At 69.0% G+C, this 18,968-nt stretch carries 18 protein-coding genes and 1 riboswitch; of the genes, 4 read left to right on the plus strand and 14 right to left on the minus strand.

What is annotated here, in order from left to right:
- Nucleotides 1-44: 44 nt before the first annotated feature.
- From GXP76_RS05700 to GXP76_RS05715, 4 genes are all read right to left on the minus strand, one after another.
- On the minus strand, nucleotides 45-1,073 hold the full coding sequence (locus tag GXP76_RS05700) for an NlpC/P60 family protein (RefSeq protein WP_242570307.1): 1,029 nt from the start codon (nucleotides 1,071-1,073) through the stop codon (nucleotides 45-47).
- 268 nt (nucleotides 1,074-1,341) lie between these two features.
- Nucleotides 1,342-2,367, minus strand: coding sequence for a C40 family peptidase (locus GXP76_RS05705; RefSeq protein ID WP_242570308.1), 1,026 nt, complete (start codon nucleotides 2,365-2,367; stop codon nucleotides 1,342-1,344).
- 337 nt (nucleotides 2,368-2,704) lie between these two features.
- Nucleotides 2,705-4,066, minus strand: coding sequence for an NYN domain-containing protein (locus GXP76_RS05710; protein WP_242570309.1), 1,362 nt, complete (start codon nucleotides 4,064-4,066; stop codon nucleotides 2,705-2,707).
- 35 nt (nucleotides 4,067-4,101) lie between these two features.
- Nucleotides 4,102-4,344, minus strand: coding sequence for a hypothetical protein (locus GXP76_RS05715; protein ID WP_078077743.1), 243 nt, complete (start codon nucleotides 4,342-4,344; stop codon nucleotides 4,102-4,104).
- Between the two features lie 171 nt (nucleotides 4,345-4,515).
- Between GXP76_RS05715 and GXP76_RS05720 the strand changes: the two genes are divergently transcribed.
- A complete protein-coding gene (locus GXP76_RS05720; protein WP_242570310.1) occupies nucleotides 4,516-5,226 on the plus strand; it encodes a rhomboid family intramembrane serine protease in 711 nt (236 codons plus the stop codon).
- Entirely contained in the window at nucleotides 5,223-5,504 is a 282-nt protein-coding gene (locus GXP76_RS05725; protein ID WP_242570311.1) for an Lrp/AsnC family transcriptional regulator, read from the plus strand. The genes GXP76_RS05720 and GXP76_RS05725 overlap by 4 nt, the downstream gene beginning before the upstream one ends.
- Nucleotides 5,505-5,569: 65 nt before the next feature.
- Here GXP76_RS05725 and GXP76_RS05730 read toward each other — a convergent pair whose 3' ends face one another.
- The 6 genes from GXP76_RS05730 to GXP76_RS05755 all read right to left on the minus strand — a co-directional run bounded on the left by GXP76_RS05730 (nucleotide 5,570) and on the right by GXP76_RS05755 (nucleotide 12,998).
- Nucleotides 5,570-6,937 carry an aminotransferase class V-fold PLP-dependent enzyme gene (locus GXP76_RS05730; protein ID WP_242570312.1) on the minus strand — a complete coding sequence of 456 codons (1,368 nt, stop codon included), beginning with the start codon at nucleotides 6,935-6,937 and terminating at the stop codon, nucleotides 5,570-5,572.
- Between the two features lie 255 nt (nucleotides 6,938-7,192).
- A riboswitch (SAM riboswitch) is annotated at nucleotides 7,193-7,310 on the minus strand.
- Between the two features lie 202 nt (nucleotides 7,311-7,512).
- Entirely contained in the window at nucleotides 7,513-8,580 is a 1,068-nt protein-coding gene (gene trpD / locus GXP76_RS05735; RefSeq protein ID WP_242570313.1) for an anthranilate phosphoribosyltransferase, read from the minus strand.
- A 236-nt stretch (nucleotides 8,581-8,816) separates the two neighbouring features.
- Nucleotides 8,817-10,448 carry a cytochrome b N-terminal domain-containing protein gene (locus GXP76_RS05740; RefSeq protein ID WP_242570314.1) on the minus strand — a complete coding sequence of 544 codons (1,632 nt, stop codon included), beginning with the start codon at nucleotides 10,446-10,448 and terminating at the stop codon, nucleotides 8,817-8,819.
- The gene (locus GXP76_RS05745; RefSeq protein ID WP_242570315.1) at nucleotides 10,445-11,497 is read right to left on the minus strand and encodes a ubiquinol-cytochrome c reductase iron-sulfur subunit; all 1,053 of its coding nucleotides are present in this window, start codon (nucleotides 11,495-11,497) and stop codon (nucleotides 10,445-10,447) included. Before GXP76_RS05745 ends, GXP76_RS05740 begins: the two co-directional genes overlap by 4 nt.
- On the minus strand, nucleotides 11,494-12,303 hold the full coding sequence (locus tag GXP76_RS05750) for a c-type cytochrome (protein ID WP_242570316.1): 810 nt from the start codon (nucleotides 12,301-12,303) through the stop codon (nucleotides 11,494-11,496). Before GXP76_RS05750 ends, GXP76_RS05745 begins: the two co-directional genes overlap by 4 nt.
- Before the next feature lie 74 nt (nucleotides 12,304-12,377).
- Nucleotides 12,378-12,998, minus strand: a complete 621-nt coding sequence (locus GXP76_RS05755; RefSeq protein ID WP_031231895.1) for a heme-copper oxidase subunit III — start codon at nucleotides 12,996-12,998, stop codon at nucleotides 12,378-12,380.
- 261 nt (nucleotides 12,999-13,259) lie between these two features.
- Between GXP76_RS05755 and GXP76_RS05760 the strand changes: the two genes are divergently transcribed.
- On the plus strand, nucleotides 13,260-13,661 hold the full coding sequence (locus tag GXP76_RS05760; RefSeq protein ID WP_242570317.1) for a hypothetical protein: 402 nt from the start codon (nucleotides 13,260-13,262) through the stop codon (nucleotides 13,659-13,661).
- A gap of 50 nt (nucleotides 13,662-13,711) precedes the next feature.
- Here GXP76_RS05760 and GXP76_RS05765 read toward each other — a convergent pair whose 3' ends face one another.
- The 4 genes from GXP76_RS05765 to coxB form a co-directional block, all read right to left on the minus strand.
- Complete coding sequence (locus tag GXP76_RS05765) at nucleotides 13,712-14,971, minus strand: Ig-like domain-containing protein (protein ID WP_242570318.1); 1,260 nt, start codon at nucleotides 14,969-14,971, stop codon at nucleotides 13,712-13,714.
- Between the two features lie 128 nt (nucleotides 14,972-15,099).
- A complete protein-coding gene (locus GXP76_RS05770; RefSeq protein ID WP_242570319.1) occupies nucleotides 15,100-15,498 on the minus strand; it encodes a cytochrome c oxidase subunit 4 in 399 nt (132 codons plus the stop codon).
- Nucleotides 15,495-17,234: a cytochrome c oxidase subunit I gene (gene ctaD, locus GXP76_RS05775; RefSeq protein ID WP_242570320.1), complete on the minus strand. Its 1,740-nt coding sequence runs from the start codon at nucleotides 17,232-17,234 to the stop codon at nucleotides 15,495-15,497. Before ctaD ends, GXP76_RS05770 begins: the two co-directional genes overlap by 4 nt.
- Nucleotides 17,231-18,193 (minus strand): cytochrome c oxidase subunit II, encoded by a 963-nt coding sequence (gene coxB, locus GXP76_RS05780; RefSeq protein WP_242570321.1) that lies wholly within the window; start codon nucleotides 18,191-18,193, stop codon nucleotides 17,231-17,233. Before coxB ends, ctaD begins: the two co-directional genes overlap by 4 nt.
- A gap of 277 nt (nucleotides 18,194-18,470) precedes the next feature.
- Here coxB and GXP76_RS05785 point away from each other — a divergent pair.
- Nucleotides 18,471-18,968: aminotransferase class V-fold PLP-dependent enzyme (locus tag GXP76_RS05785; RefSeq protein ID WP_242570322.1), on the plus strand; the 498-nt coding region annotated here is incomplete at its 3' end.

Below are 18,968 nucleotides of genomic sequence, written 5' to 3' on the forward strand. Positions count from 1 at the left end.
GACCGGATCCCGGCCGGGCCGCGTCTCGGGCCCACCCGACGGGATCAGACGCGGGTGACCGACGAGACCGGCATCATGCCGACAGGGTCGTAGCGGACCGAGGCGCCGGGGTAGGGCGCGTGCACCACCTGTCCGTTGCCCATGTACATCCCGATGTGGCTGGCGTCGTCCCGGTAGGCGACCAGGTCTCCTGGTCTCGCCTCGGAGAGCGGCACCTGCCGCCCCGCGTACCGCTGCGCCTGCGAGGTGCGCGGCAGCGAGACCCCGGCCTGCGCGTACGCCCACTGGGTCAGGCCCGAACAGTCGAACCCCGAGGGGCCGTTGGCGCCCCACACATAGGGCAGGCCGACGGCTCCGCGGGCGGCGCGCGCGGCCGCCGCCGCGCGGGCGGACGCGGGCGCCTGGCCGCCGAGCGACATCGGGTCGCCGCCGCGCCCCGAGCGCGAGGCCCGGTCGGCGTCCCTCCCGGCGTCGGGCAGCGAGTTCAGCAGCCGCCGCGCCTCGGCCAGCTTGGCCTCGACGGTGCGCTTGTGGCGGGCGACGGCGGCCCGGCTGCGCTCCAGCTCGGCGAGGTCCTCGGTGGCCTCCTCGCGCTGCTGGCCGAGCTTGCGCTGGACCTGCCCGATGTCCCGCAGCGCCAGGGCCTGGCGGTCGCTCACCCGGTCGAGCACCTCGGCACGGCCGAGATAGCTGTCGGGGTCGGAGGAGAGCAGCAGCGCGAGCGCCGGGTCGATGCCGCCGGAGCGGTACTGGGCGCCCGCGATCGAACCGAGCGCGCCGCGCATCCGGTTCACCCGTTCCTGGCCCCGGGCGGTGCTGTCCCGCAGCCGGTCCACCCGTGCGCGGAGCGCGTCGGCGTGCTCGTCCGCCGCGTTGTACCGCTCGGTGGCCTTCTCGGCCTCCTCGAACAGCCGGTCGACGGTCGACCGGGTCGCCTCGGCCGTGTCGCGCGGGTCCGCGCCCGCCGGAGCCGTCCCGAGGGCAGCCGCCGCCGTGACGGCGGCGGCGGAGATGACTGTGACCCGGGTGCCGCGGCTGTGGCCGGGGTGTGGGGAACGACGGTGGGACACCACAGGAAGCCGCACTTCCTTCCGCTGGACGCAACCACGCAGCCCCTGCCGCCCGACGGGCGGAACCATGGCCGGGAGCTGCGGCGCAGCAGAGAGTAACCGCGCGGACACGGAGTGACCAACGGCCGCGCCGGGCACACACAGTGATGCCCCGCCGGAGATCACAGGTCACCGGCGGGGCGTGCGTCAGCGGGAGTAACCGGAGTTCGCCCGAACGGGCGGTCGCGGTCGCGTCCGTGACATGTTGCTGTGTGCGGGTGCGGCGGACGCGTCAGACGCGGACGCCGAACTGGAAGCTGCCGGCCCACTCCATGGATTCGTACCGCACCACGGTGCCCGGCTTGGGGGCGTGGATGACCTGGCCGTTGCCGACGTACAGCCCGACATGGCTCAGTCCGCTGAAGAAGACCAGGTCGCCGGGGGCGAGTTCGCTGCGGCCGATCTTCGTGCCGTCGTTGACCTGGGTGTACGTGGTCCTGGTGATGCTCACGCCCGCCTGGGCGTAGGCCCACTGAGTCAGCCCGGAGCAGTCGTAGGAGTTGGGGCCCTCGGCACCGGATATGTACGGCTTGCCGAGCTGGGTCTTGGCGGCGGCCAGCGCGGCGGCGGCCATACCCGAAGACGCCTTCTCGTTGCCGAGGTTGGCGCGCTCGTTGCCACGGGCGGCGCGCTCCGCGTCCTCGGCCTGGATCTGCGCGCGCTCCTCGGCGGTGAGGGTGTTGAGGAGCTTGTTCGCCGCGTTGAGCTTGGTCTGGACGTCCTTCTTCTTCTTCGCCAGCTCCGTGCGCGTGTCGGCGAGGTCCTTCAGCTTGAGGGACGCCTCCTTGCGCTGCTGCGCGAGGGTCCGCTGCTTGGCCTGGATCTTCTCCAGGGCGCTGACCTGCTTGGTGCCCATCTGGTCGAGCACGGAGGCCTTGTCCAGATAGTCGTCCGGGTCGGAGGAGAGGAAGAGCTGGAGAGCCGGGTCGATACCGCCGGAGCGGTACTGGGCGCTGGCCATCGAACCGAGGCCGGCACGCAGCTCGTTGAGCTCGTCCTGGCCGCGGGCGACCTTGTCCTGGATCGCCTCGACCTGCTTCTCGATCTTCTTTTCCTTCTCCTCGGCGCCGCTGTGCTTCTCGGTCGCCGCCTCCGCCTCGTGGTAGAGCTTGTCGACCTTCTCCTTGACGTCTTCCTTCGACGGCTTGGGATCGGCCTGCGCGGCCTGGGACGTCAGGGCGACAGCTGCGGCTGCGGTCGCGGAGAGCACGGTCACGCGGGCGCGGCTCGGCTGCTTGGGACGACGGTGGGACGCCACGAAGGCGATCTCCTTCTTCCTCAGAGCCGCCTACCGGGTGTTGGGGAGCGAATTCCCCGGCTCCGTGAGTCAGCTTCCCGGCGGGCCGGGAATCCGGTACTACCGGACTGAACTACACGAATTCGGCGGTTCCTTCGCCGCCACCCCGGATGGGTGATCAACCGCGCGAAGGTTCGAGGCCCGACCTTAGTGACCTACTTGTGATCAGTTCAAATCCTGAAGGGAAAAAATTTCACCGCGGAGTGGTTTCTTCACATACATCGCACCGACAGTGACGAACAATTGACGCTGTGATGTGACATTGGGTGAGCAAATGCCGCATAGACCACAGGAGTTACTAGACGCGCGAAAGCCGCTTCAGCAGCAAGGCGGACGCCACGGGTCTCGCGCCCGCCCGCGCCACTCCGTCGGCGACCTCCCGGTCGGTGGAGACGACCACCACGGGACGCCCCGGCGGCTCCGCCCGTACGAGCTGCCGGATCAACTCGTCCGCCGTCACGCCCGGTTTGGAGAACAGCACCCGCACTCCGCGCGGCGGCGCGAGCAGTACGGGAGCGGCCAGTTCGGCCCCGTCGAAGACACACGTCATCTCCGCGCCCGTCTGCGCCGCGAGCATCGCGAGCCCGCCGAGCAGCCGCAGCCGCTGCTTCTCCAGCGGCATCGTCGGATAGCCGGTCTTGGTCACGTTGTAGCCGTCCACGACCAGATGCGCCTGCGGCAGCGCCAGCAACTGGTCCAGCAGCGCGGGATCCATGTCGGACAGCGCGCGGGCCGCGACGTCCTTGGGAGACATCCGGCCGGGCTCCACGGCGTCCACCAGATCGGCCGGGTGCGCGGCGGCCGGCGGCAGCGCCAGCTCGCGCCGCAGCCCCTGCGCCGACTCCAGGACGGTGTCCAGCAGCAGCCGCAGCCGCATGTCCTCCACCGAGCGCCCCTCACGGGCGGCCCGCCGACTCGACTCCACCGCCGACTCCGCCTCCGCGAGCCGGGCCTTGAGACGCCGTGTCTCGCTCTCCGCCGCGGACACCTGGGCCGCGGCCTCCGCGCGGACGGACTCGATGTCGGCCGCCGTACGGCGCAGGGCGGCCTCGCCGCGCTTCACGTCGCTCAGGGCACCGCGCAGCTTGCGCTGCGCGGACTCGGCCTCCCTGCGGGCGGTGTCCAGCTCCGTACGGAGCCGCTCCGTCTCGGCCTTCGTCGTGGCGCGGGCCTGGGCCAGCTCCTCGCGCAGCCGTTCCAGCTCGCGGCGGTTCTCCTCGTCGGCGCGCTCGGCGTCGGCGCGCTGGACCTCCTCGCCCGCGGCGGCGACCAGCTTCACCCAGCCGACGGGGCGCAGGACGTACGCGGCGGCCGCCACGTCCATGGGGTCGGCGGCGGGCGGCGGCGAGCCCGATTCCACGGCCGCGGCCAGTTCGGGATCCGCCTGCGCGAACCGCTCACCGATCCGCTGCCGGAAGATCGCGTCGCTCTCCAGCGCCGCCGCCATCGCGTTGCCCGCGAACCGGGCGCGCCTGTTGGGCGTGAAGCGCGCGTACTGTCGTAGCTGGGCGGGCAGTTCGGTGACGGTCAGCCCGCCGAAGGCGTCCGAGACCAGCGCCACGACCCGGCGCCGGACTCCGTCGGGCAGCGGCCTGTCGAGCGCCTCGGCGTCGCCGCCGGCCGCATCGGCCGGCTCAGCGCCACTTGCGGGCTGCTCCACGATCCGTCACCCCACTACCCTTTCGGGCGGCTCCCTCAGGAACCGGCGCCCGGCCTGTCAACCAGTTCGATCTGATCCACCGCGTTGCACCAGCGGCAGCGGACGGACTCGATGGTCTCACTGACCACGTCGCGCTCCTCGACCTTCGACTCCCCGGCCAGGTCCAGATGGACGTACTCCACCACCTTGGAGGACCGGGTGACGTCGAACCGGGTGAGATTGCCGCACAGCGTGCAGCGCCACCGGGTGGCATCGGTCGGCAAGGGAACCGTCGTCATCGTGCCGTCCTCTTTCGTCGAGGGCTGATGTCGTGCTGTCGAGCCTGCCGCGCCGTTCCCGGTACGGCGCCGGAGCGGGGAAGACGCGCCCGTAACCCTACGGCCTCCCGCGTACCCCATGTCGCGGCGAGGCGGTCTGTACTGTCTGTCCGTGTACGAGATGATCCCTGGATGATCAATTGGCGCGCGGCGGCCGGTGCGCCGGTCGTGACCTACGGTCTGATCGGCCTGTGCGCTCTGGCCTTCCTGACCAGCCCGCTCTCGGGGTTCAACGCCGCGTACGGAACGGGCGACGCCCTGCTCGCCGCGCAGAGCGCGTACTTCGAGCGCTGGGGCGTGATCCCCGACGAGCTGATGCGCGGCGACACCCACGCGCTCCTCACCCCCCTCACCGCTCTCTTCGTCCACGGGAGCTGGCTCCATCTGCTGGGAAACCTGCTCTTCCTCTACGTCTTCGGGGCGATGGCCGAGGAGCGGATGGGACGGGTGCGGTTCACCCTCTTCTATCTCGTCTGCGGCTATCTCGCCCTGCTCGCCTACGCGGCGGCGAACGCGGACTCCGACCAGACCCTGGTGGGGGCGTCGGGCGCGATCTCCAGTGTGCTCGGCGCCTTCCTCTGTCTTCTTCCCAGCGCGCGCGTCACCAGCCTCTTCCCGTTCCTCTTCTTCCTGCCGCTGCGCTTCCCCGCCTGGATCGTGCTGATCTTCTGGTTCGCCCTCCAGTGGCTGGCGGCCCACAACGCGAAGCCGGGGCCGGGCGTCGCCTATCTGGCGCATCTGGTGGGCTTCGCGCTCGGCTTCGTCGCCGCGTGGGTGCTTTTCCGCCGTACGGCTAGAGTGAAGTTCCGTTCCGCGGCCACCGAGGGAGAACGTCAACCGTGATCACCGCGATCGTGCTCATCAAGACCAGCGTCGACCGGATCCCCGAGATCGCCGAGTCGATCGCGGCGCTGGAGAGCGTCAGCGAGGTCTTCTCCGTCACCGGCACCTACGACCTGATCGCCATGGTCCGCGTCGCCAGGCACGACGACCTGGCGGACGTCATCCCCGGCAGCATCAGCAAGATCCCGGGCGTCGAGGCCACGGACACGCACGTGGCGTTCCGTACGTACTCCCAGCACGACCTGGAAGCCGCCTTCGCGATCGGCCTCGACGCGTAACCGGCGGGCCTGCCCCCGGGGGCAGGCCCGGTCCGCGCGCCCGGTCCGCGCGTCAGGTCCGCGCGTCAGCCGCGATCGGGGACGCAACGGCCGTCCTCGGTACGGTAGTTCCAGCGAGCCCCGTCCCGGACGAGCTCGCCGACCGCGCCGATGAACCGCTCCACGTGCTCGTCCGGCGTACCGGCCCCGAAGCTGACCCGGATCGCGTTGAGCGACCTCTCACCGGGACCCGCGTCGGGCGCGCCGCACTCCCCCGGGTCCCCCGCGTCGCCGCCCAGCAGGGTCCGGACGAGCGGGTGGGCGCAGAACAGCCCGTCCCGTACACCGATGCCGTACTCCGCCGAGAGCGCGGCGGCGAAGTGCGAGCTGTTCCAGCCGTCGACGACGAAGGAGATGACGCCCACCCGAGGGGCGTCGTCACCGAAGAGCGAGAGCACCCGTACCTCGGGCACCTCGGCGAGACCCGCGCGCACCCGCCCGACCAGCTCCTGCTCACGCTCGACCAGCCGGCCGAAACCCGCCTCGGTGAGGGCCTTGCAGGCCGAGGCGATCGCGTACACACCGATGACGTTCGGCGATCCGGCCTCGTGCCGGGCCGCGGTGGTGTGCCACTCGACGTCCACACCGCCGTCGGCGCGGCGCGCGACCTTGCGGCTGGCGCCCCCTCCGGCGAGGTACGGCCGCGACTCCCGCAGCCAGTCGGCGCGGCCCGCGAGCACACCGGAGCCGAACGGCGCGTAGAGCTTGTGCCCGGAGAAGGCCACCCAGTCCACGTCCAGCTCCGCGATGTCCACGGGGTGGTGCGGGGCGAGCTGCGCGGCGTCGAGGACGATGCGCGCGCCGTGGGCGTGCGCGGCGGCGGCCAGTTCGCGTACCGGCCACAGCTCGCCGGTCACGTTGGACGCGCCGGTGACACACACCAGCGCGGGGCCCTTCGGGTCACGGTCCGCGAGGGCCCGTTCCAGGGTGGCGACGGCCTCGGCGGGGGTGCGCGGCGCGTCGAGGTAGCTGACGCGGGCGTCGCGCCACGGCAGCAGCGACGCGTGGTGCTCGGTCTCGAAGACGAACACCTCGCAGCCGGCGGGCAGCGCGGCGGCGAGCAGGTTGAGCGAGTCGGTGGTGGACCGGGTGAAGACGACCTGGTCGTCCTCGCGGCAGCCGAGGAAACCGGCGACGGTGCGGCGGCTGTTCTCGAAGAGGTCGGTGGAGAGCTGCGAGAGGTACCCGGCGCCGCGGTGGACGCTGCCGTAGTACGGGGCGTAGGCGGCGACGTCGTCCCAGACCCGGCGCAGGGCGGGGGCGCTGGCCGCGTAGTCGAGGGCGGCGTAGGTGACTTCGCCGCCGGTGACCAGGGGGACGGTGACATCCCATCCGAGCACGGGCAGCGGCTGGTCGGTGCGGTTACGGGTGAGGGCGTCGGTGGGTACGGACATGGCGGTATCTCCCGGCAGGACGAGGCGGAAACGGCATCAGGACCCGGCAGGCGGACGCGTCGTCGCGACGGCTGATGCCGTGACGGCGCAGGGGTTCACCCGGGGTGTGGGACTCACTGAAGAGGGCTCGGGCCCGGTGCCCGGCGCGGAGCGCACCGGAAGCGGGCCGAAGGCCCTATCGCATTCGCTTGCTCACGAGACTGCTCCCTTGAGGACCAGGACCCCAGGGATGACGACATCCGAACGATGTCCAGGGGTCCGCGCTTGCCGCAGACCTCGCTGCCTACGGCCTGGTCTTCACCCGGGGCACCCCGCCACGGACGGAGGGTTGCCGGACAGCGGGCCGGGGCCGTAGTCGCTGTCACTCATGACCTGGGCCGAGATTACCCCACGGATACGCCACGGGCCCAGACGGCGTCCGCGATACGGGACGCCCTCCGGGCAGGATTCGCGGCCGGGTCGTTCGCACCGGGCCCGTCCGGCTTGCCGGTTCGTCCTCAATCGCCGGACGGGCTGCGTGTGCAGACCGTCCGGCGGGCCCGGCCGAGGACCGGACCCGAGCCGGCCGCAGGCCGTCACGCGTTGCTCGCCGCCACCCACCGTTCCAGCGTCGCGTTCGCCGCGCCCGAGTCGACCGCCTTCGCCGCCCGTGCGATTCCCGCCGCGAGTTGGTCGTTCAGCGTGCCGTCGCCCGGCTCCAGCGCCACCAGCGCCGCCGCCGCGTTCAGCAGGACCGCGTCCCGTACGGGGCCGGTCTCGCCGGCCAGCAGCCGGCGGGCGACATCCGCGTTGTACGAGGCGTCCGCACCACGCAGCGCCTCGATCGGGACGAGCTCCAGACCGATGTCCCTGGGGTCGAAGGTCTCCTCGGTGACCTTGCCGTCGCGAACCACCCATACGTGTGACGTCGCTGTCGTCGTCAGCTCGTCCAGACCGTCGTCGCCGCGGAAGACGAGCGAGGAGTTGCCCCGCTCGGCGAGCACACCGGCCACGATCGGCGCCATCCGGCTGTCGGCCACGCCCACCGCCTGGGAGCGCACCCGCGCCGGGTTGGTGAGCGGCCCCAGGATGTTGAACGTGGTCTGCGCGCCCAGCTCCTTGCGGGCCTTCGCCGCGTAACGCAGCGCCGGGTGGAACTTCACCGCGAAGCAGAAGGTGATGCCCGCCTCCTCGACGACCTCCACCACCCGCTGCGGCGTCAGCTCCAGATTGACGCCGAGCTTCTCCAGCACGTCGGACGCGCCGCTCGCCGAGGAGGCCGCGCGGCTGCCGTGCTTGACGACCTTGCCGCCCGCCCCGGCAACCACGATCGCCGCCATCGTGGAGATGTTGACGGTCTTGGCCAGGTCGCCGCCGGTGCCGACGACATCGACCGTGGCGCCGGGCACCTCGATGGTGTTGGCGTGTTCGTACATGGCGCGCACGAGTCCCGAGACCTCGTCCACGGTCTCGCCCTTGGCACGCAGTGCGACGGCGAAGCCCGCGATCTGGGCGTCGGTGGCCTCACCGCTCATGATGCGGTCCATGGCCCAGGCCGTGTCGACGGCGTCGAGGTCCTGGCCGCGCAGCAGCGGGTTCAGTACTCCCGGCCAGGAACGCGCCGCCAGGGTGTCGCCTCCGGCCGGTGTAACAGCGCTGCTCATGCTCGCTCCTGGGGTCTGTGGACGGGCGCACCGCCGTGCTGCCCTTGCTGCCAGGCGTCAGCCTATCCGCGCCGCCCGCGATCCAAGACCCGCCGCCCGAAGTACGGACAGCGTGTATCCACGGCGTGTGGGCCGGCCGGCCCACGCGCCGTCCGCGCACCCACGCGGGACGGCCCCGGCCCGGTCCCTTTCGAGGGACCGGGCCGGGGCCGTCGTACGCGTGCGGTGGTACTCGATCAGTGGTGGCCGTGGCCGCTCGTGATCTCCTCGTACTCCTCCACCGTCGGCTTGGGGATCTGGCTTCCCTCGCCGTAGTAGCCCTTGTTCAGCTTGACCCGCAGCTTCTCCACCGGAGAGGTCTTGCGCTCGACACCGTTCTCGTCGACAGTCGGCCCGATCTCGGCCGGCTTGTACTGCTCGTGAGCGGTGAGCGTGTGCAGGTCGCCCTGGTTCAGCGGCTGGTGGACCTCGACGAACTCACCGTGCGGCAGCCGCTTGATGATGCCGGACTCGCGTCCGTGCAGCACCTTCTCGGCGTCGCGGCGCTGAAGTCCCAGACAGATCCGCTTGGTGATCACGAACGCGATGACCGGGCCGACGAAGAACGCGATCCTGATGAACCAGGTGATCGTGTTGATCGACAGGTGGAAGTGGGTGGCCCAGATGTCGTTCCCGCCGCCGATGAGCAGGATGAAGTACAGGGTCAGCCACGCCACACCGAAGGCGGTCCGGGTCGGCGCGTTGCGCGGCCGGTCCAGGATGTGGTGCTCGCGCTTGTCGCCGGTGATCCAGGACTCGATGAACGGGTACACCGCGAGGGCGACCAGCACGAGGGGGAAGATCATCAGCGGGATGAACACGCCCAGGACCAGCGTGTGGCCCCAGAAGTTGAGCTCCCAGCCGGGCATCACACGGATCAGACCCTCGGAGAAGCCCAGGTACCAGTCCGGCTGTGCTCCGGTGGAGACCAGGTCCGGGCGGTACGGGCCGATGGCCCACACCGGGTTGATCGTGGCGATGGCCGAGATGATCGTGATGATGCCGAAGACCAGGAAGAAGAACCCGCCGGCCTTGGCCATGTAGATCGGCAGGAACGGCGCGCCGACCACGTTGTTGTTGGTCTTGCCGGGGCCCGCGAACTGCGTGTGCTTGTGGTAGAAGACCAGGATCAGGTGCGCCACCACGAGCCCGAGCAGGATGCCCGGCAGAATCAGGATGTGGATGGAGTAGAACCTGGCCACGATGTCGTGGCCGGGGAACTCCCCGCCGAAGAGGAACATCGAGATGTAGGTGCCCACGATCGGCGTGGCCAGGATCGCGCCCTGCGCGAAGCGGACACCGGTGCCGGACAGCAGGTCGTCCGGCAGCGAGTAACCGGTGAGTCCCGTGAACAGCGACAGGAAGAACAGCAGGAAGCCGAACACCCAGTTGATCTCACGGGGCTTGCGGAACGCGCCCGTGAAGAAGACACGCATCATGTGGACGAACATCGCGGCCACGAAGATCAGCGCGGCCCAGTGGTGGATCTGCCGGATCAGCAGACCACCGCGGACGTCGAAGCTGATGTCCAGCGTCGAGGCGTACGCCTCGGTCATCCGGACACCCTGCATCGGTACGTAACTGCCCTCGTACACGACCTCGTTCATGCTCGGGTGGAAGAACAGCGTCAGATACACACCCGTGAGGATGATGACGACGAAGCTCCACAGGGCGACCTCGCCCAGCATGAACGACCAGTGGTCCGGAAAGACCTTCCGCAGCATGCCCTTGGCCGCGCCGTAGATCCCGAGGCGGCCGTCGGCCCAGTCGGCGACCCGCTCACCCGCGGGTGCCTTGCGGTTCTTTTCGTCAGACGCAGTAGTACTCATCCGCGCTCCCAGAAGGACGGACCGACGGGCTCGTCGAAATCGCCGAGCGCGTAGAGGTAACCCTCGCCGTTCACGCCGATCCGCAGCTGCGGAAGCGCGTGACCGGCCGGGCCGAAGATGACGCGGGCGCCGTCGGAGAGGTCGAAGGTGGACTGGTGGCACGGGCAGAGCACGTGGTGCGTCTGCTGCTCATACAGGCTGATGGGACAGCCGACATGGGTGCAGATCTTGGAGTACGCGACAATGCCCTCGTACGACCACTCGAGTTCGCGCTTGTCCTTGATTTCTTCGGGCTGAATGCGAACGATCATGAGAGCCGCCTTGGCGATCTCATTGTTGAAGTTCTCATTGTGCTCGTCCAGCCCCTCGGGCTGGGCGAACGTCAGCGACCCCACGGTGACGTCCTCGGGACGCAGCGGCTCGCTCGTGTTCTGGTTGATGAGCAGCAGGCCCTTCTTCCAGAACGTCTTGCGGAGCTTGTCCTCCGGCAGCGGGCCGAGGTCACGCAGCAGGACCACGCCGGAGAGCGGCACCATGGCCAGCGCGCCGAACATCGTGTTGCGGATCAGCTTGCGGCGGCCGAAGCCGGACTCCGCCGAGCCGATCAGGAAGTCCCTCTTCGCCTGCGCGGCGACCTCGGGGGTCGCCTCGATCGGGTGGCGCTCCTGGACGATCTCCTCGTCGCTCATCAGCGTGCGGGCCCAGTGGATGGCACCCGCGCCGATGGCGAAGAGGGCGACCCCGAGCGTCATTCCCAGCGAGAAGTTGAGCGCGCTCACATGACCGAAGGGCCAGATGTACACGATCTTGTCGACGGGGAAGATGACGAACGAGGCGATGAAGCCGACCGTGGCCAGCATCGACAGCGTGAAGAGGAAGGCCACCGCGCGCTCGGAGCGCTTGGCCGCCCGCTCGTCGATGTCCTGGATGCGCGGCCGGTGGGCCGGCAGTCCGGGGTCGGCGAAGGGGTCCTGCGCGCGCTCCACCTCGCCGTGCGCCGGCTCCTGCCCACTCGGCAGGTTCTCGTCTGAAATCCGGTTGCTACTCATGACTTCTTGGCCTTAGCGGTGTGCGCCGCGACCCAGACGGCAGTTGCGATCAGTGCGCCCAGACCGACGATCCAGGAGAACAGGCCCTCACTGACGGGCCCGATGCCACCGAGCTTGAGACCGCCGGGATTCGACGACTCGTCGCCGTTCACCGCATCGACGTACGCGATGATGTCCCGCTTCTCCTGCTCGGGCATCGTCGAGTCGGGGAACGAGGGCATGTTCTGCGGACCGGTCAGCATTGCCTCGTACAGGTGCTTGGGGGATACCCCTTCAAGCCCCGGCGCATACTTGCCGTTCGTCAGAGCGCCGCCCTCACCGCCGAAGTTGTGGCACTGGGCGCAGTTGGAGCGGAACAGTTCACCGCCGTTGGCGGAGTCCGCGCCTTCCGGGTTGTACTGCTTGGCCGTCGGGACCGAGGGCCCGGGGCCGAGCGAGGCGACGTACGCCGCGAGCTGGTCGATCTCCTTCTGGTCGTAGATGACCTTCTTCTTCGGGACCTGCGGGCCGGGCTGCTGCGCCGGCATCCGGCCGGTGCCGACCTGGAAGTCCACGGCGGCGGCGCCGACGCCGGTCAGCGACGGACCGTCGGACGTGCCCTGACCGCCGACGCCGTGGCAGCTGGCGCAGCCCACGGCATACAGCTTCTTGCCCTCGTCGATGGCGAGGGACTGGGCGGTGTCGTCTGCCTGTGCCTTGCCCGCGGGCGCGAACGCGGCGTACAGCCCCCCGGTGGCCGCCAGCGCGAGGAGTAGGACGACGACCGCCGCCAACGGATGGCGTCGTCGTGCGGAGAGCTTTTTCACGGATTACCCCGGTGTCAGGATCTTCTGCGTCGGTGCTTCTGGACTGTGCGCGAGCGCGTCGGGCTCGTGGCCCGCTACTTGATCAGATAGATCGTGGCGAAGAGGCCGATCCAGACGACATCGACGAAGTGCCAGTAATAGGACACGACGATGGCGGCGGTTGCCTGCTCGTGGGTGAACCTCTTGGCCGCGTACGTTCTGCCGAGAACCAGCAGGAAGGCGATGAGACCGCCTGTCACGTGCAGACCATGGAAGCCGGTGGTCAGATAGAACGCGGAGCCGTACGCGTCGGACGAGAGCGAGAGGCCCTCGTGCTTCACGAGCTCCGTGTACTCGAAGATCTGACCACCGATGAAGACCGCACCCATCACGAACGTGATCACGAACCACGAGCGGAGCTTCTTCACGTCGCCCCGCTCGGCGGCGAAGACGCCGAGCTGGCAGGTGAGTGAGGAGAGCACCAGGATCGTGGTGTTCACCGCGGAGAACGGGATGTTCAGCGAATCGGCCTTCTCCGACCAGAACGCATCCCCTGTCACCGACCGCAGGGTGAAGTACATCGCGAAGAGGGCCGCGAAGAACATCAGCTCGGAACTCAACCAGATGATCGTTCCGACACTGGTGAGGTTCGGCCGATTGACCGTCGGGTGCGCGTGCCCGGTTTCTACTGTCGTTGCTGTCGCCACGACCGACATTATGTCGGTCGCTTATCCCGCCCTCACTCCCGGGGGTCCCATTCGGAGTGTCAGCCGCTCCGGACGGGACGCGGGGAAGGACCGAACGGACCGTCGCGCAAGGGCCGGGACCCGTGCTGACATGGTGTGCGACGGAGTAGCATCCGCGCAGCGGGTCTCGTTGCCCGGTGTCGGAGCCGGACGACGGAACGACGGCCCCGGGGCCCGAAGCCCTCGCAGACGCGGATGCGCGGATGTCACGACGGATGTCACGGAGGAACAATGCAGCCGACTGCCACGGTCCTGGTCTACAGCGACAACGCGAGCACCCGCGAGCAGGTGCGGACGGCCGCGGGACGCAGGCCGGCCGCCGATCTGCCGCCGGTCGAGTACATCGAGTGCGCGACGATGCCCGCCGTGCTGAAGCAGCTCGACAGGGGCGGCGTCGACGCCTGTGTGCTCGACGGTGAGGCCACGCCCATCGGCGGTATGGGGCTGTGCCGCCAGATCAAGGACGAGATCTTCAACTCCCCGCCCGTGCTGCTGCTGATGGGCCGCCCGCAGGACGCCTGGCTGGCCACCTGGAGCCGTGCGGAGTCCGCCGTGACGCTGCCGGTGGACCCGGTCGACTTCCCCGAGGCCCTGGCGTCGCTGCTGCGCACCAGGCTCGCCGTGGAAGCCTGACGGCTCCACCGGGCGGGGGCCGGTCACCCGGCCCCCGCTCAGCGTGTGTGTCAGACCTGCGGGCGCAGCCGGGCGGCCTCGACCGGGCCGGTGCCGTCCCCGGCCCCGGTCCCGCCGGTCAGCGCGCTGCCCTGGCGCCACTTGGCCCAGTCCACGTTCCAGTCGCCGAAGCCGTTGCCGAACGGGTCCATGTCCTCGCCGCCGCTGTTGACGACCTTGACGATGTCGCCCTGGCGGACGGTCTCGAAGAACCATTCGGCGTTGTCGGTCGACATACCGACACAGCCGTGGCTGACGTTCGCCGACCCCTGTGAGCCGACGGACCACGGGGCGGCGTGCACGTACTCACCGCTCCAGGTGACCCGCGTCGCCCAGTAGACGGGCAGGTCGTACGATTCGCTGCTGCCGGCGGCGATGCCGACGCTGGTCCCGCGCATCCGTACGAACTGCTGCTTCTCCAGCACGACCTTGACGCCGTTGCGGGTCGAGAAGCCGGGTTTGCCGGTGGTCACCGGGATCGTCTTGATGACCTCGTCGTTGCGCATGACCGTCATGTGGTGCGTCCCGGCGTCGGCGACGGCTTCGATGCGGTCGCCCGTGGTGATCTTGAGGGGCTTCACCGGGCCGCCGTACAGCTTGTTGTCGACCTTGATGCCGTCGAGGGTGCTGGTGACGCTGACGGTCGCGTTCGCGGGCCAGTACTCCTTGGGCCGGAAGTGCAGCTTCTTGTCGTCGACCCAGTACCAGGAGCCCTCGGCGGCGGGGCTGGAGCGGACCTTGAGACCGCGTTCGACGACAGCCCTGGCTTCCTTCTCCTTGACCGGCGCGCTCAGCTCCGCAGTGATGGGCTGGCCGACGCCGTACTTGCCCGCCTGCGGGCCGAACTTCACGTTCAGGTTGCGTTGCACCGAGGACGTCTCGAAGTCGAGCGTACGGCTGCCGGGAGCGCCGTCCTCGTCCTCCGTGGAGACCCTGACGGTGTAGCGCGCGCCGGCGGCGAGCGGGGCCGTGGAGTGCCAGCGGGAGCCGTCCGCGGCCAATTCGCCCGCGAGATGGTGGCCGGCCTTGTCGGTGACGGTCACGTCGGTGATACGCCCGTCGCCGCCCTTGGCGACGACTTCCAGCGGCTTGTCGGGGTTCGCCTTGGCGTCGCCTTTGGGCGCGTTGAGGGAGACCTGGTCGGCTGCGTCGTAGGGCTTGCCGGACAGCGGATGGCGATCCGGATCCCCACAGCCGGTCGCCACGGCCCCGATGGACAGGACCAGCAGCGTGCAGCCGAGAACGGTGCGAAAGCGCGGCTTGTGGTTCATAAGCACACGTTAAGAAGAATGTTCGGTTACGGCGCGCTATGTGACTGCAAACGAGGGGCCCGGATCCTCCCCAGGGGTGAGAATCCGGGCCCTTGTCTCTGTCCGACGGCATGTCGCCGCCGTCGTGCCTACTGGTTCTGGTTCTCACCCGTGTAGTACTCGAAGACCCAGCCCCACAGGCCGATCAGGATGATCGGGAGGGAGAAGAACAGCAGCCACCAGCCGATGGCGACGGAGAGGAACGCGAGCGCTCCGCCGATCGCCAGCGAGAGCGGCTGCCAGCTGTGCGGGGAGAAGAACCCGACCTCGCCCGCCTCGTCCGCGACGTCGGCCTCCTTGTTGTCCTGCGCCATCGCGTCGACCCGCCGGGCCGTGAAGGCCAGGTAGAAGCCGATCATGAGGCTCAGGCCGAAGGCCAGGAAGAGCGCCGTGGTACCGACCGGCTCCTTCGACCAGACGCCGTAGACAGCGGCCACGACGAGGATGAAGAGGCTCAGCCAGAGGAACATCCAGCCTTGGACCTTCACTTGCCGACCTCCTTGCCACCGAGCAGAGCGGCGTCCTTCTGTCCGTCGTTCTCAAGGTGTTCGAGCGCCGCGATCTCCGGGTGGTGCAGGTCGAACGCCGGGGATTCGGAGCGGATGCGCGGCAGCGTGACGAAGTTGTGCCGCGGCGGCGGGCAGGAAGTCGCCCATTCGAGTGACCGGCCGTAGCCCCAGGGGTCGTCCACCTCGACCTTCTTGCCGTACTTGCTGGTCTTCCAGACGTTGTAGAAGAACGGCAGGACGGAGAGGCCCAGCAGGAACGAGCTGATCGTGGAGATGGTGTTCAGCGCGGTGAAGCCGTCGGCGGCCAGGTAGTCCGCGTAACGGCGCGGCATGCCTTCCGCGCCCAGCCAGTGCTGCACCAGGAACGTGCCGTGGAATCCGATGAACAGCGTCCAGAAGGTGATCTTCCCGAGCCGTTCGTCGAGCATCTTGCCCGTCATCTTCGGCCACCAGAAGTGGAAGCCGGCGAACATCGCGAACACCACCGTGCCGAAGACGACGTAGTGGAAGTGCGCGACGACGAAGTACGAGTCGGAGACGTGGAAGTCCATCGGCGGCGAGGCCAGGATGACGCCCGTCAGACCACCGAAGGTGAAGGTGACCAGGAAGCCGATGGTCCAGAGCATCGGTGTCTCGAAGGACAGCGAGCCTTTCCACATCGTGCCGATCCAGTTGAAGAACTTCACACCCGTCGGCACCGCGATCAGGAACGTCATGAATGAGAAGAACGGTAGGAGTACGCCGCCCGTCACATACATGTGGTGCGCCCACACCGTCACCGAGAGGCCGGCGATGGCGATCGTCGCCGCGACCAGACCGATGTAACCGAACATCGGCTTCCGGCTGAACACCGGAATGATCTCGGAGACGATCCCGAAGAACGGCAGGGCGATGATGTACACCTCTGGATGCCCGAAGAACCAGAACAGGTGCTGCCAGAGCAACGCGCCGCCGTTGGCGGCGTCGAAGATGTGCGCACCGAACTTCCGGTCGGCCTCCAGGGCGAAGAGCGCGGCGGCCAGCACCGGGAAGGCGAGCAGGACCAGCACACCGGTCAGCAGCACGTTCCAGCAGAAGATCGGCATCCGGAACATCGTCATGCCGGGCGCGCGCATGCAGATGATCGTGGTGATGAAGTTGACCGAACCGAGGATCGTGCCGAAGCCGGAGAAGGCCAGGCCCATGATCCACAGGTCGGCGCCGATGCCCGGTGAACGGACCGCGTCCGACAGCGGGGAGTACGCGAACCAGCCGAAGTCGGCCGCGCCCTGCGGGGTGATGAAACCGGCGACCGCGATGAGCGAGCCGAACAGGTAGAGCCAGTAGGCGAACATGTTCAGCCGCGGGAACGCCACGTCGGGCGCGCCGATCTGGAGCGGCATGATCCAGTTCGCGAAACCGGCGAACAGCGGCGTCGCGAACATCAGCAGCATGATCGTGCCGTGCATCGTGAACGCCTGGTTGAACTGCTCGTTCGACATGATCTGGGTGCCGGGACGAGCGAGCTCGGCGCGCATGAACAGCGCGAGCACACCACCGATGCAGAAGAAGACGAACGACGTGACCAGGTAGAGCGTGCCGATCGTCTTGTGGTCGGTGGTGGTCAGCCACTTGATGACGACAGCGCCTGGCTGCTTGCGCCGTACCGGCAGCTCGTTCTCGTACGAGTCGTCAGCTGCTGCGGCGGCACCCTTGGGTTCGTTGAGGATGCTCACAGTTGTTTCTTCTCCGCATTCCTGGCCGGGTCCGTCAGTCCGATGCCCGACGGGATGTAGCCGGTCTGCCCCTTCTCGGCCAGCTCCTTCAGGTGCTGCTGGTAGCGCTCCGGGGAGACGACCTTGACGTTGAAGAGCATCCGGGAGTGGTCCACGCCGCAGAGTTCGGCGCACTTGCCCATGAAGGTGCCCTCCTGGTTGGGAGTCACCTCGAAGGCGTTGGTGTGCCCCGGAATGACGTCCTGCTTCATCAGGAACGGCACGACCCAGAAGGAGTGGATGACGTCACGGGACGTCAGGACGAACCGGACCTTCTCCCCCTTCGGCAGCCACAGGGTCGGACCCGGGTTGCCGTTCTGGGGATTGCGCGTGCCCGGGATTCCGGCGTCGTAGACGCCTTCGGCACCGGCCGGGAAGTCGTCCTGGAACTTCTGCGGGATGTCACCGAGTTCCTTGGGAACCTCGGCACCCGTGGAGGCGTCGCCGTCCACGTTCTCCACGTAGTTGAAGCCCCAACTCCACTGGTAGCCCACCACGTTCACGGTGTGGGTGGGCTTGTCGGCGAGAGACAGGAGCTTCGACTCGTCACGCGCGGTGAAGTAGAAGAGCACCGAGACGATGATGAGCGGAACGACCGTGTACAGGGCCTCGATGGGCATGTTGTAGCGGGTCTGCGGAGGTACCTCCACCTTGGTGCGGCTGCGCCGGTGGAAGATGACGCTCCACAGGATCAGCCCCCACACCAGGATGCCCGTGACGAGCGCTGCCGCCCACGAGCCCTGCCAGAGGGAGAGGATTCTGGGGGCCTCCTCGGTCACCGGAGTGGGCATTCCGAGGCGGGGGAAATCCTTGTACGTGCAACCGGAGGCGGTCGCGAGGATCAGGCCCGCAGTCAGCACCTGCGGCAGCTTCCGCCGCATCGGGCGCCGCGACGAGCGGTCGGAGCCGTTGGGACTCACGTAGCGCCTTCCCGAGAGTCTCGCCCGCACAGCCGGCTGCGGCCGTCACGGTCGGTCGCCGGCCCGACGCGGGCAGGGGTTTGGATGTTTATGCGGACCAAACCCTACTGGACGCAATTTGGGGTCGCGCATGGAGGGTGCCCAACGCGCCGCCCGACACCTCGAAGGGGTGGAATACCCGTTCCCGGGCACTTCTGACGGGCCCTTCAGCAGCCTCACGGCCGCGGGTGACCGGGGGCGCCGTCCAGGTGGTCCGGACAAGGCTTAGCGTGGTGGCGTGGCCTACTTCGACTCCGCGTCCTCCGCACCGCTGCACCCTGTCGCACACGAGGCCCTGCGCGCCGCCCTGGACGAGGGCTGGGCCGATCCGGCCAGGCTGTACCGGGAGGGGCGGCGGGCCAGGCTGCTGCTGGACGCCGCGCGCGAGGCCGCCGCCGAGGCCGTGGGGTGCCGCCCCGACGAACTGGTCTTCACTCCTTCGGGGACGTACGCCGTGCACTCCGGCATGGCGGGAGCACTCGCGGGCCGTCGGCGTGTCGGCGCCCATGTGGTGGTCTCGGCGGTCGAACACTCGTCGGTCCTGCACGCCGCCCACACGCGGGGCGCCGAGGGGGACGGCCCGGCGGTGACGGAAGTGCCGGTGGACCGTACGGGGGCGGTGTCCCCGGAGACGTACGCGGCGGCCCTGCGCCCCGACACCGCGCTCGCCTGCCTCCAGTCGGCCAACCACGAGGTCGGCACCGTGCAGCCGGTCGCCGCCGTCGCCGATGCGTGC

The sequence above is a fragment of the Streptomyces sp. NP-1717 genome, from assembly GCF_022695985.1.
Taxonomy (GTDB): Bacteria; Actinomycetota; Actinomycetes; order Streptomycetales; family Streptomycetaceae; genus Streptomyces.

Excerpts from the sequence above, each read along its gene's own strand:
- GXP76_RS05760 (WP_242570317.1), top strand. The coding sequence starts at position 13,260 with ATGCAGCCGACTGCCACGGTCCTGGTCTACAGCGACAACGCGAGCACC.
- GXP76_RS05720 (WP_242570310.1), top strand. The coding sequence starts at position 4,516 with ATGATCAATTGGCGCGCGGCGGCCGGTGCGCCGGTCGTGACCTACGGT.
- trpD (WP_242570313.1), bottom strand. The coding sequence starts at position 8,580 with ATGAGCAGCGCTGTTACACCGGCCGGAGGCGACACCCTGGCGGCGCGT.
- GXP76_RS05730 (WP_242570312.1), bottom strand. The coding sequence starts at position 6,937 with ATGTCCGTACCCACCGACGCCCTCACCCGTAACCGCACCGACCAGCCG.
- GXP76_RS05765 (WP_242570318.1), bottom strand. The coding sequence starts at position 14,971 with ATGAACCACAAGCCGCGCTTTCGCACCGTTCTCGGCTGCACGCTGCTG.
- GXP76_RS05745 (WP_242570315.1), bottom strand. The coding sequence starts at position 11,497 with ATGAGTAGCAACCGGATTTCAGACGAGAACCTGCCGAGTGGGCAGGAG.
- GXP76_RS05755 (WP_031231895.1), bottom strand. The coding sequence starts at position 12,998 with ATGTCGGTCGTGGCGACAGCAACGACAGTAGAAACCGGGCACGCGCAC.
- GXP76_RS05740 (WP_242570314.1), bottom strand. The coding sequence starts at position 10,448 with ATGAGTACTACTGCGTCTGACGAAAAGAACCGCAAGGCACCCGCGGGT.
- GXP76_RS05715 (WP_078077743.1), bottom strand. The coding sequence starts at position 4,344 with ATGACGACGGTTCCCTTGCCGACCGATGCCACCCGGTGGCGCTGCACG.